This window comes from Trebonia kvetii (assembly GCF_007827045.1).
GTDB lineage: Bacteria > Actinomycetota > Actinomycetes > Streptosporangiales > Streptosporangiaceae > Trebonia > Trebonia kvetii.
The window spans coordinates 307,498-322,815 of the sequence record NZ_RPFW01000005.1 but is presented as its reverse complement, the minus strand read 5'-3'; the positions used below and the strand labels follow the sequence as shown (position 1 = coordinate 322,815).

16 protein-coding genes are annotated in these 15,318 nt (G+C 68.1%); 5 read left to right on the top strand and 11 right to left on the bottom strand.

The window, feature by feature from the left end:
• Window positions 1-100: 100 nt before the first annotated feature.
• The 3 genes from EAS64_RS48085 to EAS64_RS26560 all read right to left on the bottom strand — a co-directional run bounded on the left by EAS64_RS48085 (window position 101) and on the right by EAS64_RS26560 (window position 3,529).
• The gene (locus EAS64_RS48085) at window positions 101-679 is read right to left on the bottom strand and encodes an MTB12 C-terminal domain-containing protein (RefSeq protein ID WP_500691525.1); all 579 of its coding nucleotides are present in this window, start codon (window positions 677-679) and stop codon (window positions 101-103) included.
• Between the two features lie 70 nt (window positions 680-749).
• A complete protein-coding gene (locus tag EAS64_RS26565) occupies window positions 750-2,183 on the bottom strand; it encodes an acyl-CoA reductase (RefSeq protein WP_145857303.1) in 1,434 nt (477 codons plus the stop codon).
• Window positions 2,180-3,529: a hypothetical protein gene (locus tag EAS64_RS26560; RefSeq protein ID WP_145857301.1), complete on the bottom strand. Its 1,350-nt coding sequence runs from the start codon at window positions 3,527-3,529 to the stop codon at window positions 2,180-2,182. The genes EAS64_RS26565 and EAS64_RS26560 overlap by 4 nt, the downstream gene beginning before the upstream one ends.
• 110 nt (window positions 3,530-3,639) lie before the next feature.
• Between EAS64_RS26560 and EAS64_RS26555 the strand changes: the two genes are divergently transcribed.
• The 3 genes from EAS64_RS26555 to EAS64_RS26545 all read left to right on the top strand — a co-directional run bounded on the left by EAS64_RS26555 (window position 3,640) and on the right by EAS64_RS26545 (window position 6,345).
• A complete protein-coding gene (locus EAS64_RS26555) occupies window positions 3,640-4,308 on the top strand; it encodes a TetR/AcrR family transcriptional regulator (RefSeq protein ID WP_222849626.1) in 669 nt (222 codons plus the stop codon).
• Entirely contained in the window at window positions 4,305-5,177 is an 873-nt protein-coding gene (locus tag EAS64_RS26550) for an SDR family NAD(P)-dependent oxidoreductase (protein ID WP_222849625.1), read from the top strand. The genes EAS64_RS26555 and EAS64_RS26550 overlap by 4 nt, the downstream gene beginning before the upstream one ends.
• A gap of 91 nt (window positions 5,178-5,268) precedes the next feature.
• Window positions 5,269-6,345 carry a TFIIB-type zinc ribbon-containing protein gene (locus EAS64_RS26545; protein ID WP_145857299.1) on the top strand — a complete coding sequence of 359 codons (1,077 nt, stop codon included), beginning with the start codon at window positions 5,269-5,271 and terminating at the stop codon, window positions 6,343-6,345.
• Between the two features lie 28 nt (window positions 6,346-6,373).
• Here the strand turns inward: EAS64_RS26545 and EAS64_RS26540 are convergent, their stop codons facing one another.
• Window positions 6,374-6,631: a hypothetical protein gene (locus EAS64_RS26540; protein ID WP_145857297.1), complete on the bottom strand. Its 258-nt coding sequence runs from the start codon at window positions 6,629-6,631 to the stop codon at window positions 6,374-6,376.
• A 24-nt stretch (window positions 6,632-6,655) separates the two neighbouring features.
• Here EAS64_RS26540 and EAS64_RS43860 point away from each other — a divergent pair, with 24 nt between their 5' ends.
• Complete coding sequence (locus EAS64_RS43860) at window positions 6,656-6,796, top strand: hypothetical protein (protein ID WP_187366198.1); 141 nt, start codon at window positions 6,656-6,658, stop codon at window positions 6,794-6,796.
• A gap of 3 nt (window positions 6,797-6,799) precedes the next feature.
• Here the strand turns inward: EAS64_RS43860 and EAS64_RS26535 are convergent, their stop codons facing one another.
• Complete coding sequence (locus EAS64_RS26535) at window positions 6,800-7,321, bottom strand: MarR family winged helix-turn-helix transcriptional regulator (RefSeq protein WP_187366197.1); 522 nt, start codon at window positions 7,319-7,321, stop codon at window positions 6,800-6,802.
• A 130-nt stretch (window positions 7,322-7,451) separates the two neighbouring features.
• Between EAS64_RS26535 and EAS64_RS26530 the strand changes: the two genes are divergently transcribed.
• Window positions 7,452-8,960: an MFS transporter gene (locus EAS64_RS26530; protein WP_187366196.1), complete on the top strand. Its 1,509-nt coding sequence runs from the start codon at window positions 7,452-7,454 to the stop codon at window positions 8,958-8,960.
• Between the two features lies 1 nt (window position 8,961).
• Here the strand turns inward: EAS64_RS26530 and EAS64_RS26525 are convergent, their stop codons facing one another.
• From EAS64_RS26525 to EAS64_RS26500, 6 genes are read right to left on the bottom strand one after another with little or no spacing between them, the layout of a single operon-like run.
• Window positions 8,962-9,372, bottom strand: a complete 411-nt coding sequence (locus EAS64_RS26525; RefSeq protein WP_145857293.1) for a nuclear transport factor 2 family protein — start codon at window positions 9,370-9,372, stop codon at window positions 8,962-8,964.
• Window positions 9,373-9,381: 9 nt separating this feature from the next.
• On the bottom strand, window positions 9,382-10,317 hold the full coding sequence (locus EAS64_RS26520) for a cyclase family protein (RefSeq protein WP_145857291.1): 936 nt from the start codon (window positions 10,315-10,317) through the stop codon (window positions 9,382-9,384).
• 14 nt (window positions 10,318-10,331) lie between these two features.
• Window positions 10,332-11,264 (bottom strand): SDR family NAD(P)-dependent oxidoreductase, encoded by a 933-nt coding sequence (locus EAS64_RS26515; RefSeq protein WP_145857289.1) that lies wholly within the window; start codon window positions 11,262-11,264, stop codon window positions 10,332-10,334.
• On the bottom strand, window positions 11,261-12,880 hold the full coding sequence (locus tag EAS64_RS26510) for a flavin-containing monooxygenase (protein WP_145857287.1): 1,620 nt from the start codon (window positions 12,878-12,880) through the stop codon (window positions 11,261-11,263). Before EAS64_RS26510 ends, EAS64_RS26515 begins: the two co-directional genes overlap by 4 nt.
• 20 nt (window positions 12,881-12,900) lie before the next feature.
• Window positions 12,901-14,346, bottom strand: coding sequence for an aldehyde dehydrogenase family protein (locus tag EAS64_RS26505; protein WP_145857285.1), 1,446 nt, complete (start codon window positions 14,344-14,346; stop codon window positions 12,901-12,903).
• A gap of 30 nt (window positions 14,347-14,376) precedes the next feature.
• Window positions 14,377-15,312: a VOC family protein gene (locus EAS64_RS26500; RefSeq protein WP_222849624.1), complete on the bottom strand. Its 936-nt coding sequence runs from the start codon at window positions 15,310-15,312 to the stop codon at window positions 14,377-14,379.
• Window positions 15,313-15,318: the final 6 nt, after the last annotated feature.

The following is a 15,318-nucleotide window of genomic DNA, read 5'->3' as shown; positions in this document are numbered from 1 at the left end:
CTCGGTCGACACCAGGACAGAGGTACTGCTCCAGCGCGCGATGGCGTCCCAACAGGACAGCGCCCCGGCCCTGGCCGGGCCAGGGCGCTGTCGTGCTGACTTACGCCTTGCAGGCGGCGGGGACCGGCGGCTGCAAGCTGAGCAGGCCGCAGAAGCTGGCGTCGGCCACCTGCCAGGTGCCCTTGGTCAGCACCGCCTGGCCCTTCTGGCCCTTGATCACCGGCATACCGGAAAGCAGCAGCGTCCACGTGACGCTGGCCGTGGAACCATTGACGGTGACGGCGGTGACCTGCGCCGCGGTCTCCTTCGCCTGGGACGAGCTCGCCTCGCCTGCCAGGACCGCCGAGAACTTCGAGCCATTCTGCAGCAGGGTCATCTTCGTCGCGGTCGGCGTCGCCGGGTCGAAGAACGCCACCCAGTTCGTCGCAACGGCCTTCGCGGCGCCCGTCAGGCCCGCGGGGATGTTCGAGTCCGAACTGGAAGCCGCCGCGGATGCCGAGCCGGAAGCGCTAGCCGAGGCGGAAGCGCTAGCCGACGAGGCGGAGGCGCTGGCCGGCGCGGAAGACGTGGGCGAGGCTGGCGGGGCCGAAGACGTGGAACTGGACGAACTACACGCGGAAAGCGCGAGGCAGCCGACGGTCGCGGTGACCGCGAGGAAGCTGACGGGATGGATGCGCATAAGGAACATGCCTTGATAGGTTACTAATAAACCTAATCTAAGATAAGAGCCTCGGCATCACAGGATTGCGTCAGTCGGTGCCTTCCGGCGCGACCCCGTCCTCGTGCGCCATCCAGTGCACGAAGCGATGAAGCGGGTACATGGCGTCGTGCGGGTTGCCGATGGTGCTCGGCCCCGCCTCACCCAGCCGGACGATGCGCTGGGCTCCGCAGCTCGCGAGCCGGTCACGGTAGTCGGGCATGCGCTGATGCGGATAGAACCCGACCGTCTGCGTGGCCACGTTCACGTACTTTGCGGCATCGTCGAGCGAGTCCACCCGGACCACGTTGGCGGTCTTGTTGATCGGGTGGAAGTCCACCGGTTCACCAGAACGGATGACCAGTCCCTTCCCGTCGGTCTTACCCCACACGCGGAACTCGTCGTCGAGCATCATCAGCATCTCGATCTGCTCGCGCAGGTCCAAGTCGAGCGGCCGGGCGTCGCCCGAGGCAGCGGCTCTCTCGACGATGCGCGCGTGCAGCCGCTCGCAGAACAGGTCCGCGTCGCCCTGGCCCGCCTCGACGAAGATGAAGCGGCTGGCGACGCATGCTTCCTGGTTGAGCACCATGACGTCGCTGGCGGCGAGGTCGGCCGCGAGGTCGAGCGCCTCCTCTGAGGCGACAGCTTCCCGCCCGACCATCGAGATCGATGTCTTGGGGTCGAACGACACCAGCTGAAAGCCGGGACCGAGGTACTTGACCACGTTGCTGATCGCATCGCCGCCGCCCCAGGCCACGATCTTGTCGAAGTACTGGGGACGGTAGAGCGTCCGCTCCACCGCATCGTCGCCACCGCGCCAGTACACCGCCGACATCGACTTCACGATGGCATGGCCGGGGTCGATTTCCGCCATGGTCCGCAAGACGGCGACAGTGGTGAAGGGATCGCTTGAGGACATCTTGAACAGGTTGACCGCCTTGACCATCGCTCCCTGAGCGATGGACTTGACCGCGACGCCCGGGGAGTTACCGGGCAGCACGTGGATCAGCCGGGGCGCGAACGCCCGCACGAAGCTCTTGCGCCCGGTGAAATCCTGTTTGGGCACCCACTCGTCAAGTGCCTTGGGATCGGGAAAGTTCTGCTCCACCACCGTTTGCAGCAGCCGCTTGTCGAGATAGGCCGCCGCGCCCTTGACCTGCGCTTCAAGCACGGCACGCGGCAGCACGTGGGTGGCGGCCATGCGGTCGATGCATTCCTGCACGAAGGAGTTGCCTGGGTTGCGGATTCGCTGGCCGGTCTCGACGAGGAAGTCAATGATTTCCGCGAGCGGGACGTTGAGCAGCGGCGGCACCTCGGTGCGCGGGTGCACCGCCCGGTCGAGGTCGATCCGCGGCGTCGCGAAGGTGACTCCCAGGTCGCGCGAGCGGTGCAGGGCAACCTGGCCCTCGGCCAGTTCGCCGCGCAGGAAGAACGGCGCGGAAACCACCGCATCCGCAAGCTTCAAATCGGTGTTGATCGCGTTCATGACAGGCCTCGCACATACGCGTCGACGGTGCCGGCGCAGCCGATCTTGTCGTCGCCTTGGATGTCCGCGTAACGGACGATGTTGTTCCGTACCGACGGGCCCTTGCAGCCACAGGCGCAGGGGCTGAAATCGAGCGAGATCTTGTCGCCGGTGATTATTCCCCCCCAGCGCCCGTCGAGCGAAAGGTCGTAGAAGGCGGCGCGACCCTCGATCTCGCCGGTCTCGTGTGACAGCATGGCGCCGCCGTCGGAGTCCAGGATGAACGGCACGATCCACGGGGGAACGTGGTAGCGGTCGCCTCTCTGGCACTTGGGCATGCCGGAATTGAGTTCCTGCATGGAGTAATTCTGGAAGTTCCGGTTGGCCGGGATGTTGAATGTCTCGTGGACGAACTCTTGGTAGTCCGGCGGCAATTGCGCGCGCTTGAGCCCGCCGCCGACATAGATGCAGTTGTCGGGGTGGAAGTCCTTCGCGGAATAGCCCATGCCGCGGACGATCTTGGCCACCTGGTACAGCGCGTTCCACAGGCCGGAGATGTAGAGCTTCTCATCCCGGTACTTGATGAGCGCCTCGGCGCCCGCGAGCATCGCTTGGTCGAGCGTTGCCTGACGCGCCTTGGAGGTCTGCTCGAAATCAGCCAGTTCTTCTGGCCGCGCGGTGCCGTCGGCGATCTTCTTCTGTAGTACGACCATCTTGGTCAGCGAGCCAACGGTGATCGGCGGGATGGGCAGGCGGAAGCGCTCCTTGGCGGGGTCACCGAAGGCCTCCTGCTGCGCCTGGCCGATGACCAGGTTCTTGGGGACGGCGGCAATGGGCGCGAGGCCCACCATCCGCCGGTCACGGGCCGGCCGGACGCCCGAGCCCCAGGCAAAGACGCCGACCGTGTCCTTGCGTGACCAGTCCATGTCCTTGTCCGAGGCGAGCAGCATGGCCGACTTGCCGGTCGTGCCGCTTGAGCAGGAAACGTAGTGTCCCTTGGCTTGAAGCCGCGCGATCCAGTCGTCGATGCCGGTGACGTCCGAGGTCTCGATCGGACTGATCGGGTAGGGCGAGACCGCGCCAAGCCACTTGCCGAGCAGACCCCACTTGTCCTCGATCAGGAAGCTCTCGGGATAGCTCTTGTAGACGCTGTGCGGGAACAGCAGCGGCACCATGTCCTCGCGGCTGCGGATCTCGGTGGTGCCGGCTTCGCGCGCCCGGTGGCCGAGCAGCTTGATGCGGTCCTTGCGCTCCTGGAACCGCTCGTTAAGCGCCTCAAGCTGTGTCTCGCGCAGCTCGGCATGGGAGTGGTCGAAGCGGTCCTCAGCGGCGATCAGCCGCGTCAGCTTCTCGGTTGCCGGGCTCATGGGTCATCCTTCCGCGGGTGCCGTCGCCGGACTAGACAAATGGCACCTTGTGCGTATCATTATGACTGAATCTGGCGACAGCGCAAGGGCGATTTAGGCGGGCAGGCTTAATGAACGCAACCTCCACCATGCGCCGCGGGGCCGGGCGGCCCACCACCGAGCAGGCCGAGGCGCGCCATGAGGAGCTGCTTGACGCCGCGCTTGACCTGTTCCTTGAGCACGGTTTCGAGCTGACGACGATCGAGATGATCGCCGCCCGCATCAACATGACCAAGCGCACGGTCTACGCCCGCTACGCCGACAAGCCGTCACTGTTTCGCGGCGCGGTGCAGCGAGCCATCGAGCGGCAGATCGTGCCGCAGGACGTGCTCGCCGGCTTCGACCAGGGCGACCTGGCCGCCACGCTTGAATCGGTCGCGCGGCTGCGCATCGGCCAGGTGATGACGCCGAACGGCCTGCGCCTGCAGCGCATCATCAACACCGAGAGCTACCGGTTCCCCGAGATCTTCACGGCCAACTTCGAGCAGAGCGCCAAGCCGGTGCTGGACTTCGTCGCCGGCGTGCTCGATCGCGCTATCGCCACGGGACAGATCTCCCCCACTGACTCCGGCTTCGCCGCCTCCGCCTTCATGAGCATGGTGGTGGGCGGCCAGGTGCGCGCGATCGTCAGCGGCCGCGTGCCGGCGCGCGCGGAACTGGACAGGAGAATCAACTTCACCGTTCGGCTGCTGCTCGATGGTCTTCGGCCGCGCGGAGACGAAAGGAAGGAAGCACCGTGACAATCGATGCGGAGCGGCGGGTCGCGCTCGTCACCGGAGCCAGTTCGGGGATCGGGAAGTCGACTGCGGTCAAGCTCGCGGCGCGCGGCTGGCAGGTGATCGGCGTCGGCCGCGACCCGGAGCGCAGTGCCGCCGCCGAAGCGGAGATCGCCGCGGCGGCGCCCGCGGGCGGCTTCTGCATGGTGCGCGCCGACTTCACGCTGATGGCCGAGGTCAAGCGCGTAGCCGACGAGGTGGGCGGCCGCACCGGGTATATCGATGTCCTGGTCAACAACGCGGGCGGCGTGCGGGACCGGCAGTACATCACCGCGGAGGGCACGGAGGCGACCTTCGCCGCCAACCATCTCGCCCCCTTCCTGCTGACGCGAGAGTTGATGCCGCTGCTCAAGGCGAGCGCGGCCAGCCGGCCGTCGGGAACGACACGGGTGATCGCCGTGTCGTCGACCGCGCATCGCATGATCGACGCGCTTGACTTCGACGACCTGCAAAGCCTCGGCGGCTTCCAGCCGGCCTTCGCCTACGGCCGGGCGAAACTCGCCAACATCCTGTTCACCCGCGAGTTGGCGCGCCGGGCCGAGCCGGAGGGAATCGTCGCCCAGGTCATGCACCCGGGCCTGGTCGCCAGTAACTTCGCCTCGCACGGAGACGAGGGAATGCGGACGTACATGGCCTCGGCTGCCGCCGTGTCGCCTGACGAGCCGGCGGAAACGCTGGCCTGGCTTGCCACCGAGCCAGCGGGAGGTCACCCAGGCGGCCGTTACTTTTACCAGCAGGCGGAGGAAACGCCTTCCGCCGCCGCGCAAGACGATGCCGCCGCCAGGCGCCTGTGGGCGGAAAGCGAGACGCTGCTAGCCAAGCTCGGCTTCTAACGCGACGCCTCGCCATGGCGCTATATGTCGCGAAATATCCCTGACTGCTATCGTTCCTCCATCAAAAATCGAGGCGGCGGAGAGGTTCAGCATGACGGGCGGGACGACGGCGTACCCATGCCAGATCTGCGGGTCCACCATGGCCTGGGATCCGGCCGCCAGGGTGATGGCGTGCGACCACTGCGGGAACCGGCAGTCCGTGGCGCCCGCGGGCACAGCAGTGCGGGAACACTCGTTCACCGAACTCGCCAGCCTGCCTGCCAAACCGGTCGCCAAGCTCGGCACGGTCTTCGCCTGCCCGAACTGCAACGCGCACACGGAAAGCGACCTGCTGTCGGCGAACTGCCAGTTCTGCGGGACGCCGCTCGTCGCTGACCCTGCTGCCATCGAGCGGGTCGCACCCGAGGCAGTCGTGCCGTTCGGCATCAGCAAGCAGCAGGCAGGCGATGCGCTGAAGAAGTGGACGTCGTCGCGCTGGTTCGCGCCTGGCAGCCTCAAGAAGGTGTCAAGCGCGGAGACGTTCACCGGCAGCTACCTGCCGTTTTGGACCTATGACAGCAATACCGCCTCCGACTACACGGGCGAGCGCGGCGAGCACTACTGGGTCACCGAGACCTACACCACGCAGGTCAACGGCCAGCAGGTCACCCAGACCCGGCAGGTCCAGCACACCCGGTGGCACCCCGCGCAGGGCAGGGTCAGCCGGTTCTTCGACGACGTACTCGTCCCCGGCACAACCAAGGTGGAGACGAACCTGATCGGCAATCTCGAGCCATGGGAACTCCAGACGGCGACGCCCTTCCAGCAGAACTACCTGGCCGGCTTCCAGACCGTCCGGTACGACATCGAGCCCGAGCAGGGACTGGAGTCGGCGAAGGCGCAGATGGCCCCGGTGATCGAGGACGATTGCCGGGCCGACATCGGCGGCGACGAGCAGCGCGTCCACACCGTCAACACCGCCTACTACGACCTGGCGTACAAGCTCATGTTCCTGCCGGTGTGGTTCCTCAGCTACCGGCACGCTGGCAAGCTGTTCCAGGTCATGGTCAACGCCCACACCGGCGAGGTCGTTGGCCACCGCCCCTACAGCGCAATCAAGATCACTCTGACGATCCTGGCCATCCTGATCGTCATCGTCGGCATCGTCCTGGCCGCCAATTCTCACTGAGCTAGCCCGAGAGGACCAGCGCGGGCCCTCAGTCCGGGAGTTCGAGAAAACGGCGGCCTAGGCGAAGCAGCTGGGCGCCAAGCACGTCGTCGTCGAGGTCTTGGGCAAGCGGGTGCATCACGGCGCCGCCAATGGCGGCGGTGAGCATGGCCGCCGCCATCCGCGCCTCAGCCGTGGAGTCCTGGCCGACCAGCCCCCGGTAGAGCCGGTCCATCACCCGCCGGAAATGCTCGTCGGCGGAGAAGACGCGGTTCAGGACGGGATCGCCGGTCAGGGTGCTCTCCATGCGGCGGCGCTCGGCTTGGCGCTGGTGAAGGTACGCCTCATCTTCCGCGAGTTCATGCAGGTAAGGAACGCGCCGGTCTTGCTATGCCGGATCACCGACCTCTGGGTGCTGCTGATCGGGGTCGCCCTGCTCGGCAGTTACTTCATCGGGCTGGCCGCCCGATAGCCGCTACCGGGAAGTGGCGCCGGACCGCGCCAGCACCCGCGCGGCGAGCACCTGATCGTAGGACGCGGTGAACCGGGCAAGCAGGGCACCGAACTGCCGCAGTTCGGGCGGCGTCCACCCGTCCAGCACCTGGGCGTAGAAGCCGGCGCGAGCGCGGTCATGCTCGGCCGTCGCCGCCTGGCCGGCCGGCGTGAGGGCCAGGACCGAGGCGCGGCCGTCGGCCGGATCGGAACGCCGCTCGAGCAGGCCCGCCGCCACCAGCGAGGCGGTCTGCCTGCTGACCGTGGACAGGTCAGAATGCACGCTCGCGGCGAGGGCCGTCGCCCGCATCGGTCCCAGCTCGGCAACGGTCCGCAGCAGCAGCCGGGTGGCTGACTCCACGTCGCTGCGGGAATTGGCCTCCATCCGGGCCGCGGACTTGCGAACGGTGCTGAGCAGGTCAAGCACGTTGTCGGCGACCATTTCCACCTCGGCCGCCCAGCCGGGTGCACCCGGCGATTGCACGCGCTGCTCGCGATCAGGCATCGTTTCCTCTTTTGCTGGGGCTACACAACTGATGGTACTATCCAACAAAATTACTTGCATAATAAAACTGCTTGTGTAAGCCAAGCAGTTCCCCGCGGCGACGACTGCCTACCAACCCAGCGGAGACCTCGTGAGCACGACTGACGCCCGGTCCAACGGCCACATACTCAAGGCACTCGCCGGCCTGCTGCTGGCGCTGTTCGTCTCCACGCTGAGCAGCACCGTCGTCGCCACCGCGCTGCCCCAGATGATGCATGCCCTGCACGGCTCGCCGACCCAGTACACCTGGGTGGTCACCGCGACCCTGCTGACCGCGACCGCCGCGACACCGATCTGGGGCAAGCTGGCCGACCTGTTCAGCAAGAAACTCCTGATCCAGGTCGCCACCGCGATCTTCATCGCCGGCTCTGTCGCCGCGGCCCTGTCGGGGAACGCTGGAGAGCTCATCGCCGCCCGGGCGCTGCAGGGTGTCGGCGTGGGCGGGCTGCAGTCGCTGGTGCAGATCACCCTGGCCGCGATGATCCCGCCCCGCGAGCGCGGCCGGTACGCCGGCTACACGAGCAGCGCCACCGCGATATCGACGATCGGGGGCCCGCTCCTCGGCGGGTTCATCGTCGACACCTCGTGGCTGGGCTGGCGGTGGTGCTTCTTCATCAGCATCCCGTTCGCGATCCTGGCCCTGATCATCGTCCAGCGCACGGTCCGGCTGCCGGCGACGCGCCGCGACAACGTCAGGATCGACTACGGCGGCGCCACCCTGATCACCGGCAGCGTCAGCCTGCTGTTGATCTGGGTCTCGTTCGTCGGCGGCTCATTCGCGTGGGCTTCCTGGCAGACCGCCACCATGACGGGCGCCACGCTGGTCCTGCTCGCCTGCGCGGTGTGGACGGAGACGCGGGCGGCGGAGCCGATCGTCCCGCCGCGCATCATCCGGCAGCGGACCACCATGCTGGCCATCCTTGGCAGCCTCGCCGCCGGCACCGCCATGTACGGCGCCTCGGTCTTCCTTACCCAGTACTTCCAGACCAGCCGCGGCCGCACCGCCGCCCAGGCCGGCCTGCTCACGATCCCGATGATGGCAGGCATCCTGGTGGTCTCCACCGTCGCCGGGGCGCTGATCAGCCGCACCGGCCGGCTCAAGCCCTTTCTCGTCGCCGGCACGCTCAGCCTCGCGGCGGGATTCGGCGGACTCAGCCTGATCAACGAGCACACGTCGTTTGCCTTCATCGGCGTCGCCATGGTGCTGGTTGGCGCCGGCGTGGGGATGACCGTGCAGAACTTCGTGCTTGTGGTGCAGAACTCGGTACCGCTCAGCGACATCGGCGCGTCAAGCGCGACCGTTTCTTTCTTCCGCTCGATGGGCGGGACGATCGGCGTCGCCGTGCTCGGCGCCGTCCTAGCGCGGCAGGTGTCAAGCGGTATCGCGGGCGGCGCCGCTCCTGCGGCGGCCTACGGCACCGCGACCGGGCATATCTTCGCGATCTCGGCCGCCGTCGCGCTGGTCGGCGTGCTGGCCGCGGTCCTGCTCAAGCCGGTGACGCTGCGCGGCAGTCACCAATTGCCCGACCCGGTCAAGGCGGTCACCGTCGCCGCCGGCACGGCCGAGGCCGTGCCAGCGGCGGACTACGCGGAACCCTGAGTCAGGCCGGCGGCGCCCAGCCGATGTACTCGTCGGCCCGGCGGCTGAACAGCCACTTGCCACCGGACTGGCGGAACACGTCGTAGTAGCGAGCGACGATCTGGACCGACCAGGCGCCGCCGTCGCCCTGGGCGATGAACACCACGTCGGTAGTGGCGCGGGCCTCCTGGTCGTTCCAGTCGGTGATCACGACGTTGACCGGCATATGGCGCTGCAGCCCCTTGGGCTTCCAGTTGTCCCAGGAGGCCCGGATCGCGTCCGCGCCCTCGAAGACACCCATCCCCGGGACCTCGAGCACCGCGTCTGGCGTGTAGAGCGCCATGATGCCGTCGGTGTCGCCGGCGTCCTGGTGCTGCGCGTGCGCGGCGATGGCGGTGTAGACGCCCGCGAATACCTCCGCGTAGCTGGTCATCGGCGCCCCCTACTTGATCGCGACTGGGCTGAGCGGCGTGCCGACCGCGCCGGTGACCAGCAGGCCGTTGGCGACGAAGAGGAACTCCCACACCCCGTCGGCCTCGCAGTCGGCCCGCAGCGCCTCGAAGTCGAACATCTCGCCCAGGGTCAGGCCGATGTCGCGGATCATCACCTGGTGCACCGGGATCGTCGCGCCGGGCACCGGGGTGGGCCACACCTCGCCGTTGGACTGGTCGAGCGCCAGCGCGGCGATCTCGCTGTCGTGGATCCACCGGCAGAGATCAAGACCGGGACCGGCCGTCGGGCCCACGTACTTCTGCCGGTCGCCCTCGCGGAAGTACTTGGTCCAGCCGGTGCGGATGCACGCGATGTCACCGGACTCGACCCGCACTCCCTGCCGCTCCTGGGCCGCCTCGACGTCGGCGGTGGTGATCTCGTAGGAGTCCGGCAGTACCTCCACGCCCTTCAGCCCGGCGATGTCCAGCAGCACGCCGCGGGAGACGAGCTTGGTGGCCACCTGGGCGATGTCATTCCTTGACGCGCCCTGGAAGTTGTTGAGCGCCCTGGCGGGCATCCCGTTGTAGAAGAACCCGTCGTAGCCGACGTGAGCCAGCCCGTCCCACTGGGTCGAGGCCTGCAGCCCCATGATGATGACGTCGTCGGCGGCGATCTGGCCGTCCTTTGAAGAGGCGGTGTCCGACGGCAGCAGGGTGAACAGGTGGTGCGGGTTGCGCCGCCAGCCGCCGGGCGGGAACGGGCCGTCCTTGTCGAACGGGATGCCGCAGTCGATCGTCTTGCCGGTACGCACCATCTTGGCCGAGGCGACCAGCTTCTCCGGCGTGATGAAGTTCAGCGTGCCGATCTGGTCGTCGTCGCCCCAGCGACCCCAGTTGCTCAGTTCCTTGCCGAGCTCGTGATGCGGCCACACGGTGGTGTCGGTCATCTTTGGCCTTCCTCTCAGAATCGGTGTGACATGTAGCGGGCCGACCAGTTCAGCGTGCTCGTCGGCACGTAGTAGCCGGCCTCGTCATTGATCGCCGCCCAGTGGGCGGCGACGTCCTCCGGCGTCGGCGCGACGTTGTCCGGGTGCAGGTACCCGTCGGTGGAAGCGACGAAGAGCCGGGCGAACCGCCCGCCGCCCGCCAGGTAGATCCCTGCGCTGACCGGGCAGCTCTCGTGGGCCAGGTAGGCGACCATGGGCGCCACCAGCTCGGGTTCCATGTGCGGCGGCGCGCCGGGCGGCCGCGCGCCGCGCAGCTTGTCCATGCCCTCAGACGGGTCGCCCGCCATCCGCGTCCACGCGTTCGGCGCGATCACGTTGACCTTGATGTCGTGCTCGCCCGCGGACTGGGTCATGGACTGGGCCATGCCGATCATGGCGGACTTGGCGGTGGCGTAGCTGAGGTTGTCGGACATGCCGAACATCCCGGTGGAGCCGGTCAGCACCACCCGGCCGTAGTTCTGCGCCAGCATGTGCGGCCAGGCGGCCCTGGTGACGTTGAACGTCCCCCTGACGTGGACCGCGAGAATCGCGTCGAGCACGCCGACCTCGACATTGGGCAGGCCGCCGTAGATGACGTTGCCCGCGTTGTTGACGACGACATCGACCCGCCCGAACTCATTGACGGCCGCGTCGACCACCGCCTGGCCGCCGTTGACGGCGGACACGTCGCTTGAGTCGGCGATCGCGGTGCCGCCCGCCGCGTTGATCTCGTCGGCCACCTGCTGCGCGGGCGCGGGGTCGTGCCCGGTGCCCTTGGTGCTGCCGCCGAGGTCGTTGACCACCACCCGGGCGCCGCGCTGGCCGAGCAGCAGCGCGTAGGCCCGGCCGATGCCGCGCCCGGCGCCGGTGACGACGGCGACCCGGCCGTCGAAGTTGAGGGCGGTCACTGACCGCTGTCCTCCGAGCCGGGGAAGAACCCGGCGTAATCGCTCTTGGCCGCGGTCTCCATCATTTCCAGCATCTTGGGCCGCCCGAGGGAGTTGAGCAGGAAGGCCTTGGCCTTGCCGGGGATGTTGCTGCCGAAGAAGTAGCTCAGCTCCTTGAACGGCGACATGGTGTACGCGGCCTCGTTGACCATGGTGGTCCACTCGTCTTCCAGCGCCTTGGGCGCTTCGATCACCGCGTGCCCGTGCTCGCGGGCGAACTCAAGCAGGCCGGCGATGAAGTCCGACTGGTCGCCGTTGTACCGCGGGTTGTTGCCCGCCCCGCCGTGCGGGCCACCGGGGAAGAAGAAGTTCGGGAAATGATGGGCCATGATGCCGAGATAGGTGAGCGGCCCGTCGGCCCAGTACTCCTTGAGCGGCAGGCCGTCTCGGCCGACGATGCCGATCCGCTTGAGCGCGCCGGTGCCGAAGTCGAACCCGGTGGCCCAGACGATGATGTCGAACTCGCGCAGGCCCTCGGCGGTCTCGATGCCGGTCTCGGTGACCGCCGTGATCGGCGTCTCCTTCAGGTCGATCAGCGAGACGTTGGGCCGGTTGTAAGCCTCGTAGTAGTCGGTCACGTACGGGGGGCGCTTGCCGGCGTAGCCGTGGTCCTTCGGTATCAGCTTCTCAGCCGTCGCCGGGTCCCTGACGACGGCGCGGATCTTGTCGGCGACGAATCGGGACCACTCGGCGTTGGCGGCCGGGTTCATCGTCATGTCCCGGTAGTTGCTGATGATCTTGCCGAACCCGCCGAGCTGCCAGGTCCGCTCGTAGAACGCCTGCCGCTCTTCCGGCGAGTCGTCGAAGGTCATCTTCGCCGAGGGCTGGTGCAGGAACCCGGACGCCGACTTGTCGACGGTCTCCTTGATCGACGCGAAGCCCGCCTTCAGTTCGGCCTGTTCCTGCGGGGTGACCGGCCGGTTGTTGAGCGGGGTGGCCCAGTTCGGCGTGCGCTGGTAAACGGTCAGCGAGGCGACGTCGGGGGCGATGACCGGGATGACCTGCACGCCGCTCGACCCGGTGCCGATGACCGCGACCCGCTTGCCCTTGAAGTCCACCTCCGTCTTCGGCCACAGGCCGGTGTGGTAGGACTCGCCGCGGAAGCTCTCCCGTCCAGGGACATCGGGATAGAACGGGGCCGACAGCACGCCGGTCGCGGCCACCAGGTAACGCGCCCTGGCGGTGTACCCGTCGGCCGCCGTGACCTGCCAGGTCGACGACTCCTTGCCCCAGACGGCCGATGTGACCCTGGTGCTGAACCGGATGTGGCGGCGCAGGCCGAACTTGTCCACCACGTGGTTGAAGTACCGCTCGTTCTCCGCCTGGCCGGCGAAGTGCTCGGACCACTCCCACTCCTTGAACAGCTCCTCAGAGAAGAAGTACCCGTAGGTGTAGCTCTCGGAGTCGTAGCGTGACCCGGGGTAGCGGTTCCAGTACCAGGTGCCGCCCACGCCGGTGCCGGCGTCCACCAGCTGCACCGAGTAGCCCGCCTCGCGGGCCAGGTACAGCTGGTAGATCCCGGTCACCCCGGCGCCCACGATGAGGATGTCGACGTCCGCGTCCAGTTCCGAACTCATTGGGCTTTCTCCCTCGCTGGTCACAGCTGAACGACGATCGTCTTGGTGGCGGTGTAGGCATCGAGCGCCTCGACGCCCTTCTCGCGCCCGTAGCCCGACTTGCGGAAGCCGCCGAAGGGCAGCTCCACCCCGCCGCCGGCCCCGTAGGTGTTGACGTAGATCTGCCCGCCGTCGACCTGGGCGGCGACCCGGTGCGCGCGGGCCAGGTCCGTGGTCCAGACCGCGCCGATCAGCGCGTAGTCGGTGCCGTTGGCCAGCGCGACCGCCTCCTCCTCCGAGCCGAAGGTGGTGACGGTGATCACCGGGCCGAAGATCTCCTCCTGGGCGATCCTGGCGGCCGGGTCCACGCCGTCGATCAGCGTGGGGTTGAAGTAGGCGCCGCCGCTGATGCCGTCCGGCTCGGCCACGGTGCCGCCGTAGACGATGTCGGCGCCCTTGGCGGACTCCACGTAGCCGCGTACCCGGTCCTGCTGCTTGCGGGACACCAGCGGGCCAAGGTCGGGATCGGTGATGCCGGGACCGATGGTCACCGCGCCGAAACGCTCAGCGATACGCTGCAGCACCTGGCCATGCACCCGTTCGTCTACCAGCAGCCGCGACCCGGCCGAGCAGGTCTGCCCGGCGTTCTGCAGGATCACATTGGCCGCCGTCGTCGCCGCCCGCTCGACATCCGCGTCGGCGAACACCAGGTGCGCCGACTTGCCGCCCAGCTCAAGCGTCACCGGCGCCACCCGCCTGGCGGCGGCGCCCGCGATCAGGCTGCCGACCTCGGTGGAGCCGACGAAGCTGAGATGGTCGACATCCGGGTGGGCGGCGAGGGCGGCGCCGGCCTCCGGCCCGAGCCCGGTGACCACGTTGACCACGCCCGGCGGCAGGCCTGCCGCAGCGGCCAGCCGGGCGAGGTAAACCGCCGTGCGCGGCGTCTCGTCGGCCGGCTTGAGCACCGCGCAGTTCCCGGCGGCGATGGCGGGTGCCACCGCCCGGCCGAACAGCTGCATCGGGTAGTTCCATGCCACGATGTGGCCGGTGACGCCGAGCGGCTCGCGGCGGGTGTAGACGTGCAGGTCCGGCCGCAGCGGGATGCTCAGGCCGTAGTACGACTCGATGACGTGGCTGTAGAAGCGGAAGTAGCGCGCGCACACCCGCGCGTCGTTGCGCGCCTGCGACAGCGGCTTGCCGCTGTCCTCGCTCTCCAGCCTGGCGAGCGTCTCGATCTCGTCGTCGATCAGGCCGGCCAGCCGGGCCAGCAGGTCCGAGCGCTGCTCGGGGGTGGTGACCCGCCATGCCCGGCTGGCGCGGCGGGCCGCCGCCACGGCCTGATCGATCTCCTTGTCCCCCGCACGCGCTACGTCGCCGAGAGTGGTACCGGTCGAGGGGTCGACGTTCGGGTAGGTAGCGGCCGATCTCACCGGCTCCCCGTCGATGAAGGACTCGGTGACCCGCTCCGCTGCGGGGGACACTGTCATGGTTTCGCCTTTCCTGCTGCTGTGCGGGCCTCAGGCGCGGGGGTCGCCAGGCACCAGGTGAGTGGTGAATCCCCAGGGAACGTTGATGCTCGTGTCCGGGTCGGTCACCAGGAAGTCCTCGGTGCGCGAGCGGATGCCGACGCCCTGGGACTTCAGGTGTTCGGCGGCGCGGTCCAGGTCGGCGACCTTGAACGTGAGCGAGTGGTAGGTGTCGTTGGGGGCGGTGGTGGTCCAGTCGGCGTAGGCGGCGGTGCCCTGGTCGGGCACCGCGACCTGCAGCACCGAGTCGCCCAGAGCCACGTAGCTGGCGTCGGCGCCGATCACCTCGTCGCGCCCCGCGTGGAAGACGGTGCCGCCGAGCGCGTCGACCAGCGTGTGCAGCGCCCGCACCGGGTCATCGGTGAGCAGCGTGTGGTAGGCGCACAGCTGCAGGCCGAGCGGTCCCTCGGGGGCCGCGGCGGCGGTCCAGCCGGGCGCGTTGCGGTGGTCGAGCCCGAACGGGAAGTCGGGCAGGAACTCGTGCCGCAGCCCGGCCGACTCCGGGGTGGTGAAGTAGATCGGCATCGCACCGCTGCCGGCCGACCGCGGTGCCTGCTCGCTGTCGGCGGGCTTGCCGAACTGGTCCACCATGGCGACGCCCGCGCCCCGCAGGGCCTGGTAAACGGCCTCGGGGTTGTCGTCGAACCAGCCGATCGTCTTCAGGTGCGGCCTGTCCACCGACGCGTACTGCTGCACGCCGTTCAGCACGTACAGGGTCGGCTGGATGGTGTCCATCAGCACGTCCGCCATCGGGGTGAACGTCGAGTAGTTGGTGGGGTAGTTGCCGGTCTCCCGGCCCTTGAACGTCTCGTAGATATTGGTGCTGGGAGCGCCGAACACCCGCTCGAACCAGGCTTCCACCTCACCCAGGTCGGGCGCGTGGAAGCTGGGGTGGTACATCCGCGTGATGCGGAACTGCTCCGTCATGAAGAC